The organism is Limnohabitans sp. (genome assembly GCF_040400975.1).
Taxonomy (GTDB): Bacteria; Pseudomonadota; Gammaproteobacteria; order Burkholderiales; family Burkholderiaceae_C; genus Limnohabitans_A.
Map to the genome: position 1 here is coordinate 50,130 of NZ_JBBAPF010000014.1, position 13,826 is coordinate 63,955.

The window sequence follows — 13,826 nt, forward strand, 5'->3', positions numbered from 1 at the left end:
GTAAGCACGGCGAGGTCACCAAGGCAACAAGCGCGCAGCCCTGTCACACCCAGGCCACGAGATTGCAGCAAAATGACCAAGACGCAGCCTGCATGGGTTGCGCAACATGGCCAGACACACCGTCCAGGAATCTTATGCAGCACCTGCCGCCGTTCATCGCCCCATCCGAGCACCACGATGCCGACAGCGCCTTGGCGCAAATCCAGCACATTTACCAGCACAGCGTGAACCACCTGCGCCTGGCCATGCGCGACTTTGTGGCGGGCGCGGACATGGCAGGCACGCGGGTTCGGGCGTTTTACCCTTTTGTGCGGATACAGGTCAGCAGCTCCAGCCGCAATAGCGCAGGGCTGGACAGCCGCTTGAGCTATGGTTTTGTGGCTGAGCCCGGCCGCTTTGAAACCACTTTGACCCGGCCAGACCTGTTTGCTTTTTACATCCGCCAGCAACTGGCGCTGCTGCTCAAAAACCACGGCGTGAGCCTGCAGGTGGGCACCAGCAACCAGCCGATTCCAATCCACTTTTCATGGGCCGACGACGAGCACATGGAAGGCAGCCTGAGCCGAGAGCGGCAGGCCTTGATGCGCGAGGTGTTTGACCTGCCCGACTTGGCCGCCATGGACGACGGGATTGCCAATGGCACGCACGAGCCCTCAGCCTCTGAGGCCAGGCCGCTGTCGCTGTTCACCGCGCCGCGCATCGACTATTCACTGCAGCGCCTGCGCCACTACACCGGCACCTCGCCGCGCTGGTTTCAAAACTACGTGCTGTTCACCAATTACCAGTTCTACATCGATGAATTCATCGCCCTGAGCCGCGCCGAAATGCAGAACCCGGGCAGCGAATACATCGCCTTTGTCGAGCCCGGCAACATGGTCACGCGCCGTGTAGGCCTCACGCCTGAGGACGTGAACGCTCTGGGCCAAACACCACCGCGCCTGCCACAAATGCCGGGCTACCACCTGGTGCGCAAGGGCCACAGTGGCATCACCATGGTGAACATCGGCGTGGGGCCCGCCAACGCCAAGACCATCACCGACCACATCGCCGTGCTGCGCCCGCACGCTTGGCTGATGCTGGGCCACTGCGCGGGCCTGCGCACCACACAGCAGTTGGGCGACTACGTGCTGGCCCATGCCTATGTGCGCGAAGACCATGTGCTGGACGAGGAGCTGCCCCTGTGGGTGCCGATCCCGGCGCTGGCCGAGATTCAGGTGGCCCTGGAAAAAGCCGTGGCCCAAGTGACCGGCTGCGAAGGCCCCGAGCTCAAACGCTTCATGCGTACCGGCACCGTGGCCAGCACCGACAACCGCAACTGGGAACTGCTGCCCACCAGCAACGTGGCCAGCACACCGCAGCGGCGCTTCAGCCAAAGCCGCGCCGTGGCCCTGGACATGGAAAGCGCCACCATTGCCGCCAACGGTTTTCGCTTTCGGGTGCCCTATGGCACCTTGCTGTGCGTGAGCGACAAACCGCTGCACGGCGAGATCAAACTGCCCGGCATGGCCAACCACTTTTACCGCGAGCGCGTGAACCAGCACCTGCAAATCGGCATCCGCGCTGTGACCTTGCTGCGCAACGCAGGCCCCGAGCAACTGCACAGCCGCAAGCTGCGGAGCTTTGCCGAGGTGGCGTTTCAATAAACAATCCTTTAAGCCCGTAGGTCGGCGGCTTCAGCCCCGACAAGAGACTTGGTCTCATCCTGCACCGCGGTTCGCCATAACCCCCACGTCGGGGCTAAAGCCATCGACCTACAATGAAGTCCATGCACATCCTCTTCATTGCCGACCCCCTCGAGTCCTTCAAGATTTACAAGGACACCACGTTCGCGATGATGCGCGAAGCGCAAAAACGCGGCCACCAGGTCGTGGCTTGCCAAATGACCGATGTGCGCTGGCAGCAAGGCGACGCCGTGTCGGCCCAAGTGCGCGACATCACGCTCACTGGCCGGCCCGATGTCTGGTTCAGCCAGACCGCCACGCGCCGCGCCAAGCTCAAAGACTTTGGCGCAGTCATCATGCGCACCGATCCGCCCTTTGACAGCGAATACTTTTATGCCACCCATTTGCTGAGCCAGGCCGAGCGCGAAGGCGCCAAGGTCTTCAACAGCCCGGCTGCCCTGCGCAACCACCCCGAAAAGCTGGCCATTCTGGAGTTTCCACAGTTCATCGCGCCCACACTGGTCACGCGCAGCGAGGCCGACATCCGCGCCTTCCATGCCGAACACGGCACCATCATCTTGAAGCCCCTGGACGGCATGGGCGGCACGGGCATCTTCAAAGTGGGAGCTGACGGTCTGAACCTGGGTGTGATCATCGAAACCCTGAACCGGGGCGGCGCACAAACCGTGATGGTGCAAAAGTTTTTGCCCGGCATCGCGCAAGGCGACAAGCGCGTGCTCCTGATCGGTGGCAAGCCGGTGCCCTTTTGCTTGGCCCGCATCCCGCAAGGTGGTGAAGTGCGTGGCAACCTGGCCGCTGGTGGCAAGGGCGTAGCCCAGCCGATTTCGGCGCGTGACCGCGAAATCGCAGAGGCGCTCGGCCCAATCCTCTTCGCACGCGGGCTGATGCTGGTGGGCCTGGACATCATTGGCGAGAGCCTGACCGAGATCAACGTGACCAGCCCGACTTGCTTTCAGGAAATCACCGACCAAATGGGCTGCGACGTGGCGGCGCTCTTCATGGATGCAGTGGAAGCGGCGCTTTAAAACTCAGGGGAATTTTTCGGGCGTCCAGCGCAAGCCCAAGGACAGCCAATGCTGGTCGGACCGCTGGAATTGTGGCCCACCCCAAGGCGCTCCTAAAGTGGCATCCACCTGCAACAAGCCCGGCAAGACCTGGTAACGCAGGCCGGTTTGCCAAAAAGGTTTTTGCCGGTCGTTGCCAAAGCTTTCGCCAATCCACATCCACCGCCCATTGATCTGTAACTCCAGGCCCATGCCCCAAGTGGTTTGGTCACGCCCGGTGGCCCGGTCTCTGGCCCAACCCAAGTTGGTGTGGCTGACCCAGCGGTCGTCCATGAAGGACACCGACACCGGCACATAGGCATAGGTTTGACCTCGCGCAAAGTCCAAATCGGTGTGCGGGCGGTGGCGCAACTGGCCCAGCGCCAAGCCCGTGCCCCAACCGTTGGGGGCCATGGTTTTGAACAGGGTTTTGACTTGCAACACTGCATCCATGCTGTGTCCCATGGAGGCATCGCGCAAAGCGGCCCCGCCCGCCGTGATCTCGAGCCGGCCTGTCGGGTTGCACGCCGGCAAAGCCCAGTGCTCGGTGCGGTTGGCATCGCGGCGTGACCAGGTTTCGAGTTGACAGCTGCCCGCCGTGGTCATGCGGGCATCGTCGGTCATGAACGGCCTGGCAGCCCAGGTCAACATGGGTGCCAACAGCACAGCGAGCAGCAGCATCGAGTTCAAACGGATCCACATACCACGATGTTAAAGCGCTTTGGTGACAAAACGATCACCGTGCACCGCTGGACTTCATGCCCCCAGCAGACCCCCGCCTTCAAAGGTGTGCAAGCGGCCAGGCTCAAAAGCCACCCAGGCCTCGTCGGTGGTCAAAGGCGCGGTCACCACCACCGCGACCCGGTCACTGGCGCAGGTGTGGTCGGCAAAGTTCACGCTCAGGTCTTCGTCGCTCAAAGTGGCTTGGGTGAAAGGGTGCCTGCGCAACACATAGTGCAGGTTCGTGCTGGCATGCGCCCACAAGGCTTGTCCGTTGGACAGCAAAAAATTGAAGGTCCCAAAACGGGCGATCTGCGGCACCAACTCGCGCAGCGTCATCGTCAACTCGGCCACGCTGGGCAAGCTGGCGTGTGACTTGGCCAGCTCTTGCATGAGCCAGCAAAAAGCGCGTTCGCTGTCGGTCTGTCCCACCGGCTTGAAGCTGCCATGCAGGCGCGGCGCGTAGTCGGACAAATTGCCGTTGTGTGCAAACACCCAGTAACGCCCCCACAGCTCGCGCACAAAGGGGTGACAGTTTTCCAGACTCACCTCACCTTGGGTGGCCTTGCGGATGTGGGCAATCACGTTTTGGCTTTGGATCGGGTAGCGCCGGATCAGGTCGGCGATGGGCGAGGTGCTGGCGCTTTGGTGGTCCACAAAGTGGCGCACGCCCTGCCCTTCAAAAAAGGCGATGCCCCAGCCGTCGCTGTGGTGGTCGGTGATGCCGCCGCGCTGCGCGAAGCCGCTGAAGCTGAAGGTCACATCGGTTGGGGTGTTGCAGTTCATGCCGAGCAGTTGGCACATGGTTCAATCCCTCGCTACCGGCTCAGTGGGGTTGGCGCAGCGCTGACAAATACAAGACCGGTTGCGCGCCGCTTCGGGCACTTGTCTGAGCACATCTTGGCTGAACTGAACCAGCGTGCACCAGCAAGGCCCCGCAGACACCGCATCACCAGAAGCCATGGCACAGGCATTGGGCTGCCCACACAAAGGACAGTGGCAAGGGTCAAGGGTGAACTGGGTCATGACCTTGGGCCCTCAGTGCTTGGGTCGTCGACGCCGCTGCGCGTCACGCCACAGGCGAATGGCCAGCACCACCAGGGGCAGGGTGTGCAAGAAGAAGTCAAAAATGTCGATGGGCCGGCTCAAACTGCCCTCGAAGAGCATGCGCCACTTTTCCACCAAATGCGGCTCGGGCACAAAGGGTGCGCCCGCCAAGTAGATGGCCAAGGCCACCAACAACCACTTCGGTATCCGGTCAATCCAGCGCATCGCGCCCTCCTCAAAACGCCTATTTTCAGGCATGGACAGCAAAACGGCTCCCGAAGGAGTCGTTTGTCTAAGTGCCAGAACTGCCCAGCATCAGGCCGCCTTGACTTTCAAACGCCAGGCGTGCAGCAAGGGCTCGGTGTAGCCGCTGGGTTGGACCTTGCCCTTGAAGACCAGGTCGCAAGCGGCTTTGTAGGCGGCCGACTTGGCAAAGTTGCCCGCCATCGGTTTGTAGGCGGCGTCGCCCGCGTTTTGCGCATCAACCACAGCGGCCATGCGCTCCATGGTTTGCTTCACTTGTTTTTCGGTGACCACGCCGTGCTGCATCCAGTTGGCCATGTGCTGGCTGCTGATGCGCAAGGTGGCGCGATCTTCCATCAGGCCCACGCCGTTGATGTCAGGCACTTTGGAGCAGCCCACACCTTGGTCAACCCAGCGCACCACATAACCCAAGATGCCTTGGGCGTTGTTGTCGAGTTCTTTTTGCTTGTCTTCAGCCGACCAGTTGGCAGCGTCTTTGGCCACCACAGGGAACTGCAACAAAGCGTTGAGCGTGTCTTCGCGCAGTTGTTTCGGGTCTTGCTTGGCGACCGCCTTTTCCATCTGCTTTTGCAGCGCAGGCACATCCACTTGGTGGTAATGCATGGCGTGCAGCGTGGCGGCGGTGGGGCTGGGCACCCAAGCGGTGTTGGCACCGGCCATGGGGTGGCCAATCTTGGCTTTCAACATATCGGCCATCAGGTCCGGCATGGCCCACATGCCTTTGCCGATCTGAGCGCGACCGCGCAGGCCGCAGGCCAGGCCCACGTTGACGTTGTTCTTCTCGTACGCGCCCAGCCAAGTGCTGTTCTTGATGTCGCCCTTGCGCATGACGGGGCCGGCCAGCATGCAGGTGTGCATCTCGTCGCCCGTGCGGTCCAAGAAGCCGGTGTTGATGAAGGCCACGCGGCTCTTGGCAGCAGCGATACAGGCTTTCAAGTTGGCGCTGGTGCGGCGCTCTTCGTCCATGATGCCCAGCTTGACGGTGGAGGGCTTCATGCCGATGACTTTTTCCACACGGCCAAACAGCTCGTCAGCGAACGCCACTTCGGCGGGGCCGTGCATTTTGGGCTTGACGATGTAGACGCTGCCGGTGCGGCTGTTGCGCAGGGGGTGCGAAGACTTTTTCTGCAGGTCCACCAAGGCGCAGGTCACGGTGACCATCGCGTCCAGGATGCCCTCGGGGATCTCTTTCGTGCTGCCGTCGGCGGCTTTGTAGAGGATGGCGGGGTTGGTCATCAGGTGACCGACGTTGCGCACAAACATGAGCGAGCGGCCGTGCAGCTTGACGGTGCCTTTGCCAGCGGGTTTGGTGTACTCGCGGTCACCGTTCATGGTGCGGGTGAAAGTCTTGCCGCCCTTTTGCACTTCTTCGCTCAGGGTGCCTTGCAAAATGCCCAGCCAGTTGGCATAGGCCAGCACTTTGTCGTCGGCGTCCACCGCGGCGACCGAGTCTTCGAGGTCGAGGATGGTGGACAAAGCGCTTTCAGCGATCAGGTCGGACACGCCAGCCGAGTCGGTCTTGCCGATGGGGGTGGTCTTGTTGATTTGCAGGTCGAGGTGGATGCCGTTGTGCACGAACAGCACGGACGCTGGAGCCTTGGCGTCACCTGTGTAGCCCACGAACTGCTTGGCATCCTGCAGCGTGGTGCTCTTGCCATTGGCCAGGGTCACGACCAGCTTGCCTGCCTTGACAGCGTAGCCTTTGCTGCCCACATGCGAACCTGTCTTGAGCGGTGCCGTGCGGTCGAGCACGTTGCGGCAGTAGGCTATGACTTTGGCACCACGCTTGGGGTTGTAGCCGGTGCCTTTTTCACAGCCATCGACCTCAGAAATGGCGTCGGTGCCGTAGAGCGCGTCATACAAAGAACCCCAACGGGCGTTGGCAGCGTTCAGGGCGTAACGGGCATTCAGAATTGGCACGACGAGCTGAGGGCCAGCCAGCTTCGCCAGCTCGGCGTCCACGTTGGCGGTGGTGGCTTGGGCATTGCGGGGCTCGGGCACCAGGTAGCCAATTTGCGCGAGGTATTTGCGGTAGGCCTTCATGGCCTTGCCTTCCGCGACAGGGCCGGGGTTGGCGGTGTGCCACGCGTCCATGGCGGTCTGGATGCGGTCACGCTCGGCCAGCAAGGCGATGTTTTTCGGGGCCAGGTCGACCACGATGTCGTTGAAGCCCTTCCAGAACTTGTCTGGGTCCACACCGGTGGCGGGCAGCATCTGGTCGTTGATGAAACTCAGCAGCGGGTTGGCCACTTGCAGGTTGTGAATCGCGGTGCGTGCAGTCATGAAAACCTCGGGGGTCAAGTCAAAAAAATGGGGGTGGCCTCTTCTCAAAGCAGTCAAACTGCCAGAAGGTCTATGAGATCAAACACTCTATTCTAAATTTAGACGCAGATAAACCCGCCGGATCTTCATAGACCCATGACTTTTAAACACAAATGCCAGCCGATCTGGCAATGCCCATCTGCGCTGCGCACTGCGGTTTAATTCAGGCATGACACGCCCCTCAAGCCCAGAGATCCTGATCAGCGAAGTTGGCCCGCGCGATGGCCTGCAATCGGTCAAGACCACCATGCCCACCACCGACAAGCTGCGCTGGATCGACGCATTGGCCGCAGCAGGCCTGCGCGAAATCGAAGTCGCCTCGTTTGTGCCTGCCCAACTGCTGCCTCAAATGGCCGATGCCGCGCAGGTGGTGCAGCACGCGCTGCGCCACAGCGGCGTGCGGGTGATGGCGCTGGTGCCCAATTTACGCGGTGCCCAAGCAGCACTGCAGGCCGGGGCGCAAAAGCTCACCTTGCCGGTATCGGCCAGCCCCGCGCACTCCATGGCCAATGTGCGCAAGACGCCCGAAGCCATGCTCGAAGAAGTGGAGGCCGTGTTGCGCCTGCGCGACGAGATCGCGCCCGGCGTGCCGGTTGAAGTCGGCATGTCCACCGCCTTTGGCTGCACCTTGCAAGGCGAGGTACCCGAAGGCGATGTGCTTCGCCTGGCGGTGCAACTGGCGCAGGCGGGTGTGGACGAAATTGGCCTCTCGGACACCACCGGCATGGCCAACCCAGCGCAGGTCACGCGCTTGTTCAAGGCGCTGTTCAGCGAGATTGGTGCGCTGACAGGCGCGGCCCACATGCACAACACCCGGGGTTTGGGTCTGGCCAATTGCCTGGCGGCTTACGAGGCGGGTGTGCGCACGTTTGACAGCTCGCTCGGCGGATTGGGCGGCTGCCCTTATGCGCCGGGTGCATCGGGCAATGTGGTCACAGAGGATTTGGCGTTCATGTTCGAAGCCATGGGTGTGTCTACCGGGGTCGATCTGACACGGCTGATGGCCGCACGGGAACCCCTGAAAGCAGGACTGCCCGGAGAGCCCTTGTATGGCATGACCCCTGAGGCGGGATTGCCCAAAGGCTGGCCCTCGGTGTTGTAGGGGACTCATGCCCAAGGGGCGGGCCCCTACATGGACAGCCTCAATCGGCCCAAATTCAAAGGGATTACAACCTTGCACCCGCATAATCGGGTCGCATGGACAAGCTCAAAGTTTTCGAAACCTTCGTCTCGGTGGCCACCAAAGGCAGCCTGACCGCAGCCGCGCGGGCCGAAGGGGTGGCGCCCGCCATCATCGGCAGGCGACTCGATGCTTTGGAAGAAAACCTGGGCGTGAAACTCCTGATGCGCACCACGCGGCGGATCAGCCTGACACACGAAGGCAGCGCGTTTTTGGAAGATTGTCAGCGCTTGCTCTCCGACGTGGCGAATGCCGAAGCCAGCGTTTCAGCGGGGGGCATCAAGGCCAGCGGGCACTTGCGTATCACCGCTCCCGCCGGTTTTGGGCGTCGGCATGTGGCCCCATTGGTGCCGCGCTTTCGTGCCTTGCACCCGGATGTCTCCCTCTCGCTGAACCTCAGTGACCGGGTGGTGGACTTGGCGGCCGAGGGTTTTGATTGCGCTGTGCGGGTGGGCGACCTGCCCGATTCTTCATTGGTGAGCGTGCGACTGGCCGACAACCGCCGCTTGTGCGTGGCCACACCTGAATACCTGGCTCGGCACGGCACCCCCTTGCAGCCCTCAGACTTGTTGCAGCACGACTGCCTGACGCTGTCGAGTGACGCCTCGCAAACCAGAGGCTGGGCCTTTCGCAAGCCCACAGAGGGTGGGCATGAAGTGGTGCATTTGCGACCGGGAGGGCCACTTGATTGCTCCGACGGACAAGTGCTGCACGACTGGTGCTTGGCCGGTTTCGGCATCGCTTGGCGCAGCACCTGGGAAGTGGAAGGCGAAATTCGCTCAGGCCAATTGGTGGCCGTGCTGGAAGAGTATGCGGCCCCACCCAACGGCATTTATGCGGTTTTCCCCCAGCGCAAGCACTTGCCACTGCGCGTGCGCCTGTGGATTGACCACCTGAAACACCTTTACGCCCAGCCTGGCTACTGGCAAGCAGCGGGTCATTGACCCGGCATCCACACGGACGTGCGCTAAGACACCAGGTACCGTGAGACGCTGCCCGTAAAATCCACCCCCATGCTCTCAGCCAAACAACACTTGCTCACGGCTCTGGCCACCGAGCTTGAAAAACTCCAAACCGGCGCGGGTGCGCGTGCGGCCTTCGAATCACCCAAAGTGGCCGCCCATGGCGACCTGGCCTGCACCGCCGCGATGCAGCTGGCCAAAGCCCTCAAGCAAAACCCCCGGCAGCTGTCCGAAACCCTGCGCAGCGCCTTGCTGGCCACCCCCACTTTCGAGCGCTGGGTCGACGCCATCGAGATCGCCGGGCCCGGCTTCATCAACATCCGCCTGAAAGACGCGGCCAAGCAGGCCGTGGTGCACGAGGTGTTGCAAGCGGCCGAATGCTTTGGCGAGCAGCCCGCACAGCCGAACAAAGTGCTGGTCGAGTTCGTGTCGGCCAACCCCACAGGTCCGCTGCATGTGGGCCACGGCCGTCAAGCGGCTTTGGGCGACGCGATTTGCAACTTGCTGGCCACCCAAGGCCAACAGGTCTACCGCGAGTTTTATTACAACGACGCAGGCGTGCAAATCGGCACCTTGGCCAAGAGCACGCACATGCGGGCGAAAGGCATAAAGCCCGGCGATCCCACCTGGCCCACAGACCCTGATAACCCCGAGAGCAAAGCCTTCTACAACGGCGACTACATCCAGGACATCGCCACCGATTTTCTGGCGGGCAAAACCGTGCAGTCCGATGACCGCAGCTGCACGGCCAGCGGCGATGTGAATGATGTAGACGGCATGCGCGAGTTTGCCGTGGCCTATTTGCGCCGCGAACAAGACTTGGACCTCAAGGCCTTTGACGTTCGCTTTGACAACTATTACCTAGAGTCGAGCCTGTACACCAGCGGCAAGGTCGATGCGGCGGTGCAAAAACTGCGCGATGCAGGCAAGACCTACGAGCAAGATGGCGCCCTGTGGCTCAAATCCACCGATTACGGCGACGACAAAGACCGTGTCATGCGCAAAGGCGACGGCACTTACACCTACTTTGTGCCCGATGTGGCGTACCACATCGCCAAGTGGGAGCGAGGCTTCAGCCGTGTGGTGAACATCCAGGGCACCGACCACCACGGCACGATTGCCCGGGTGCGTGCGGGCTTGCAAGCGGCCAATGTTGGCATTCCCGAGGGCTACCCCGACTACGTGTTGCACACCATGGTGCGCGTGATGCGGGGCGGTGAAGAGGTCAAGATCTCCAAGCGTGCAGGCAGCTACGTCACGCTGCGCGACCTGATCGAGTGGACCAGCAAAGACGCTGTGCGTTTCTTCTTGCTCTCGCGCAAGCCCGATACCGAATACATCTTCGACATCGACCTGGCCCTGGCACAAAACAACGACAACCCGGTGTACTACGTGCAATACGCCCATGCCCGGATCTGCTCGGTGCTCAATGCTTGGGGTGGTGACACCGCCAGCCTGACACACGCCGACCTGTCGCCGCTGCAAAGCCCGCAGGCCCATGCCCTGATGTTGGCCCTGGCCAAATACCCCGAGATGCTGACATCGGCTGCCACCGATTTTGCCCCCCACGACGTGACGTTTTATCTGCGTGACCTGGCTTCTCTGTACCACAGTTACTACGATGCCGAACGGATTTTGGTGGACGACGAATCGGTCAAAAAAGCGCGCCTGGCCCTGGTGGCTGCCACCGCACAGGTACTGCGCAATGGCCTCAAAGTGCTGGGCGTTTCGGCCCCGCAAAAAATGTGAATGGACGCGTCATGAATTTGAAAACCCAAGGTGGCGGCACCTTTTTAGGCTTCATCCTAGGACTGGTCTTGGGTCTGAGCGTGGCCTTGGGTGTGGCCATTTATGTGACCAAAGTGCCCACGCCGTTTTCCAACAAGAACCAGCCCCGCACCAGCGCTCAGGATGTGCAGGAAACCGAAAAGAACAAAGACTGGAACCCGAACAGCGTGCTGCAACCCAAAGCGCCCGCCGAGCCGCCTGTGGCGCCCAGCGCCAGCCCACCCAGCGCAGACAGCCCTGCGGCTGACGCGGCCAAACCCGTGCCTCGGCCCGCAGTGACCGCAGACCCGCTGGGCGATTTGGCCAAGGCCAAAGTGGGTCTGAGCACGCCCGTGACACCGCCTGACGGTGCTGATCCGTTTGACTACCTGGTTCAGGCAGGGGCTTACCGTACCAGCGCCGATGCCGACGCCCAAAAGGCCAAGCTGGCCATGCTGGGTCTGGATGCCAAAGTGTCCGAGCGCGACCAAGCTGGTCGTATGGTGTACCGTGTCCGCATGGGGCCGTTCAGCGACAAAAATACGGCCGAACGCATTCGCAGCCAACTCGAAGCGAACGGCATCGAAAACACCTTGGTCCGCGTTCAGCGCTGACCACCTTCTTGTCATTCAAGGGAGCACACCATGAAACGTCGCCTTTTCTCCACCCTCATGCTGTCCGTGACCACTTGGCTGGGCAGCACCACAGCTTGGGCCCAACAAGCCTTCCGTGCGGGCAAGGACTACATCACCCTGGAACGCCCTGTGGCCACCGAATCGGGCACGGGCAAAATTGAAGTGTTGGAGTTCTTTTGGTACAGCTGCCCTCATTGCAATGCGTTTGAGCCCGCTTTCGAGCAATGGGCCAAAAACGCCCCCAAAGACGTGGTGGTGCGCCGGGTGCCCGTGGCTTTCCGCGAAGACTTTGTGCCCCAGCAACGCCTGTTCTACACCCTGGAGGCGATGAACCTGTTGGAGAAAATGCACATCAAGGTCTTCAACGCCATCCACGGCGAAAAGCTCATGCTCAACAGCGAAGCCACGGTGCTGGCCTGGGCCGAGAAACAGGGCATCGACAAAGCCAAGTTTGCCGAGACCTACAAATCATTCGGCGTAGCCGCCAAGGCCAAGCGCGCTGTGCAATTGCAAAATGATTTCAAAATCGAGGGCGTGCCCTCTTTGGGCGTGGCTGGCCGTTACTACATCGACGGCACCTTGGCGGGCAACATGGACCGCGCCCTGAAGGTCGCCGAAGCCCTGATCGCCCAGACACGACAGGGCCGCTGAAGCCCATTCCATCGCGGCAGCGAAAGGGCCTGTGACACCCCCCACCCGCTAGCACTTGTGTTGGCGGGTTTTTTTTGGTTTTTTGAGGCGTGATGGGCGCGCGTTTGGGCTTGAACCGGCGTAACTTGCACCTACAATGGCACAGTTGCTCAGCAAGATTCATGCCCTCTAAAACTTCCACCCGTACCAGCCGCCCCATTCTGGCCTTTTTGGCACTGTGCGCCAGCTTGCTGGCTTGGCCCTGCTTGGCAGAAAAAGCCGACCGTGACAAACCCATGCAGATCGAGGCCGACAGCATGCGACACGACGAAGCCAAGTTGCTGACCCAGTTCACCGGCAAAGTGGTGGCCACCAAGGGCACCCTGATCTTGCGGGCCGCCCGCATGGAAGTGCAACAAGACAGCCAAGGCCGCCAAGTGGCCAAATTGTGGGCCGCCCCCTCAGGGCGCGTTTTTTTCAGGCAAAAACGCGAAGGCTTGAATGAATACACCGAGGGTGAAGCCGAAGAAGTCACCTACGACAACCAATCCGATGTGGTCACCCTGACACGCCGGTCCGAGATGCGCATCTTGCGCGGCACCGAAGTGGCCAACCAACTGCAAGGCCACAGCATTGTCTTCAACAACATCACCGAAGTGATCACCGTGGACGGCCAGCCCAGCCAGTCGGCTGAGCGCCGCGTACGCGCCACCTTGGTGCCGCGTGTCAAAACGCCAGACACCGCCCCGCCTGTGATGGCCCCCACCTTGCGCACCAGCCCGGGCACAGCGCCCACCCCAAAACCATGAGCGCGCCCGAAGTCAGCAGCCGACTTGAAGCGCGTCACCTTAAAAAAGCCTATGGCAGCCGCAAGGTGGTGCACGACGTCTCGGTGCAGGTGGACAAGGGCGAAGTGGTGGGTTTGCTCGGCCCCAACGGTGCTGGCAAAACCACCTCGTTTTACATGATCGTCGGCCTGGTGCGGGCCGATGGCGGGCAAATCTTGATCGACGGGGAAGACGTCACCCGCATGCCCATCCACAAGCGCTCGCGCATGGGTTTGTCGTACCTGCCCCAAGAAGCGTCCATCTTTCGCAAGCTTTCGGTGGCCGACAACGTGCGCGCCATTTTGGAGCTTCAATCCGACGCACAAGGCCGCGCACTGAGCAGCGCCGAGGTGGAAAAACGCCTGACCGAATTGCTGAACGATTTGCGGGTGGACCACCTGCGCGACTCGCCATCGGTGGCCTTGTCAGGTGGTGAGCGTCGCCGCGTAGAGATTGCCCGCGCCTTGGCCACCGACCCGCGCTTCATTTTGTTGGACGAGCCTTTTGCCGGCATCGACCCGATCGCGGTCATTGAAATCCAGCGCATCATCGCTTTCCTCAAGCAGCGCGGCATTGGGGTGCTGATCACCGACCACAACGTGCGTGAGACGCTGGGCATTTGCGATCACGCCTACATCATCAGCGAAGGCCGCGTTCTGGCCGAGGGCACGCCCGACGAGATCGTGGCCAACGCCGATGTGCGCCGGGTGTACCTGGGCGAACACTTCAGGATGTGATGAACACAGC

The 13,826-nt window shown here is 61.4% G+C and carries 14 protein-coding genes; 9 read left to right on the forward strand and 5 right to left on the reverse strand.

Annotated elements, in window-relative coordinates; genetic code table 11:
- Positions 1-134 precede the first annotated feature (134 nt).
- Positions 135-1,643 carry an AMP nucleosidase gene (locus ABWQ00_RS09820; protein WP_353238493.1) on the forward strand — a complete coding sequence of 503 codons (1,509 nt, stop codon included), beginning with the start codon at positions 135-137 and terminating at the stop codon, positions 1,641-1,643.
- 122 nt (positions 1,644-1,765) lie between these two features.
- The gene (gene gshB, locus ABWQ00_RS09825) at positions 1,766-2,707 is read left to right on the forward strand and encodes a glutathione synthase (protein ID WP_353238494.1); all 942 of its coding nucleotides are present in this window, start codon (positions 1,766-1,768) and stop codon (positions 2,705-2,707) included.
- Between the two features lie 3 nt (positions 2,708-2,710).
- Here gshB and ABWQ00_RS09830 read toward each other — a convergent pair whose 3' ends face one another.
- From ABWQ00_RS09830 to ABWQ00_RS09850, 5 genes are all read right to left on the reverse strand, one after another.
- Entirely contained in the window at positions 2,711-3,427 is a 717-nt protein-coding gene (locus tag ABWQ00_RS09830; protein WP_353238495.1) for a PA4824 family protein, read from the reverse strand.
- A 54-nt stretch (positions 3,428-3,481) separates the two neighbouring features.
- Positions 3,482-4,249, reverse strand: coding sequence for a class II glutamine amidotransferase (locus tag ABWQ00_RS09835; protein ID WP_353238496.1), 768 nt, complete (start codon positions 4,247-4,249; stop codon positions 3,482-3,484).
- A 3-nt stretch (positions 4,250-4,252) separates the two neighbouring features.
- Positions 4,253-4,471, reverse strand: coding sequence for a cysteine-rich CWC family protein (locus ABWQ00_RS09840; protein ID WP_353238497.1), 219 nt, complete (start codon positions 4,469-4,471; stop codon positions 4,253-4,255).
- A 12-nt stretch (positions 4,472-4,483) separates the two neighbouring features.
- Positions 4,484-4,717: a hypothetical protein gene (locus ABWQ00_RS09845; protein ID WP_353238498.1), complete on the reverse strand. Its 234-nt coding sequence runs from the start codon at positions 4,715-4,717 to the stop codon at positions 4,484-4,486.
- Positions 4,718-4,807: 90 nt separating this feature from the next.
- Positions 4,808-7,039: a malate synthase G gene (locus ABWQ00_RS09850; RefSeq protein ID WP_353238499.1), complete on the reverse strand. Its 2,232-nt coding sequence runs from the start codon at positions 7,037-7,039 to the stop codon at positions 4,808-4,810.
- A gap of 208 nt (positions 7,040-7,247) precedes the next feature.
- Between ABWQ00_RS09850 and ABWQ00_RS09855 the strand changes: the two genes are divergently transcribed.
- The 7 genes from ABWQ00_RS09855 (at position 7,248) to lptB (ending at position 13,816) form a co-directional block, all read left to right on the forward strand.
- Positions 7,248-8,180 carry a hydroxymethylglutaryl-CoA lyase gene (locus ABWQ00_RS09855; protein ID WP_353238500.1) on the forward strand — a complete coding sequence of 311 codons (933 nt, stop codon included), beginning with the start codon at positions 7,248-7,250 and terminating at the stop codon, positions 8,178-8,180.
- A 95-nt stretch (positions 8,181-8,275) separates the two neighbouring features.
- A complete protein-coding gene (locus tag ABWQ00_RS09860; RefSeq protein ID WP_353238501.1) occupies positions 8,276-9,202 on the forward strand; it encodes a LysR family transcriptional regulator in 927 nt (308 codons plus the stop codon).
- 69 nt (positions 9,203-9,271) lie between these two features.
- Positions 9,272-10,969, forward strand: coding sequence for an arginine--tRNA ligase (gene argS / locus ABWQ00_RS09865; protein ID WP_353238502.1), 1,698 nt, complete (start codon positions 9,272-9,274; stop codon positions 10,967-10,969).
- A gap of 11 nt (positions 10,970-10,980) precedes the next feature.
- Positions 10,981-11,601 (forward strand): SPOR domain-containing protein, encoded by a 621-nt coding sequence (locus tag ABWQ00_RS09870; RefSeq protein WP_353238503.1) that lies wholly within the window; start codon positions 10,981-10,983, stop codon positions 11,599-11,601.
- A 30-nt stretch (positions 11,602-11,631) separates the two neighbouring features.
- Positions 11,632-12,273 (forward strand): thiol:disulfide interchange protein DsbA/DsbL, encoded by a 642-nt coding sequence (locus ABWQ00_RS09875; RefSeq protein ID WP_353238504.1) that lies wholly within the window; start codon positions 11,632-11,634, stop codon positions 12,271-12,273.
- A 161-nt stretch (positions 12,274-12,434) separates the two neighbouring features.
- On the forward strand, positions 12,435-13,061 hold the full coding sequence (lptA, locus tag ABWQ00_RS09880) for a lipopolysaccharide transport periplasmic protein LptA (protein ID WP_353238505.1): 627 nt from the start codon (positions 12,435-12,437) through the stop codon (positions 13,059-13,061).
- Complete coding sequence (gene lptB, locus ABWQ00_RS09885) at positions 13,058-13,816, forward strand: LPS export ABC transporter ATP-binding protein (RefSeq protein WP_353238506.1); 759 nt, start codon at positions 13,058-13,060, stop codon at positions 13,814-13,816. The genes lptA and lptB overlap by 4 nt, the downstream gene beginning before the upstream one ends.
- The last annotated feature ends 10 nt before the right edge of the window (positions 13,817-13,826 follow it).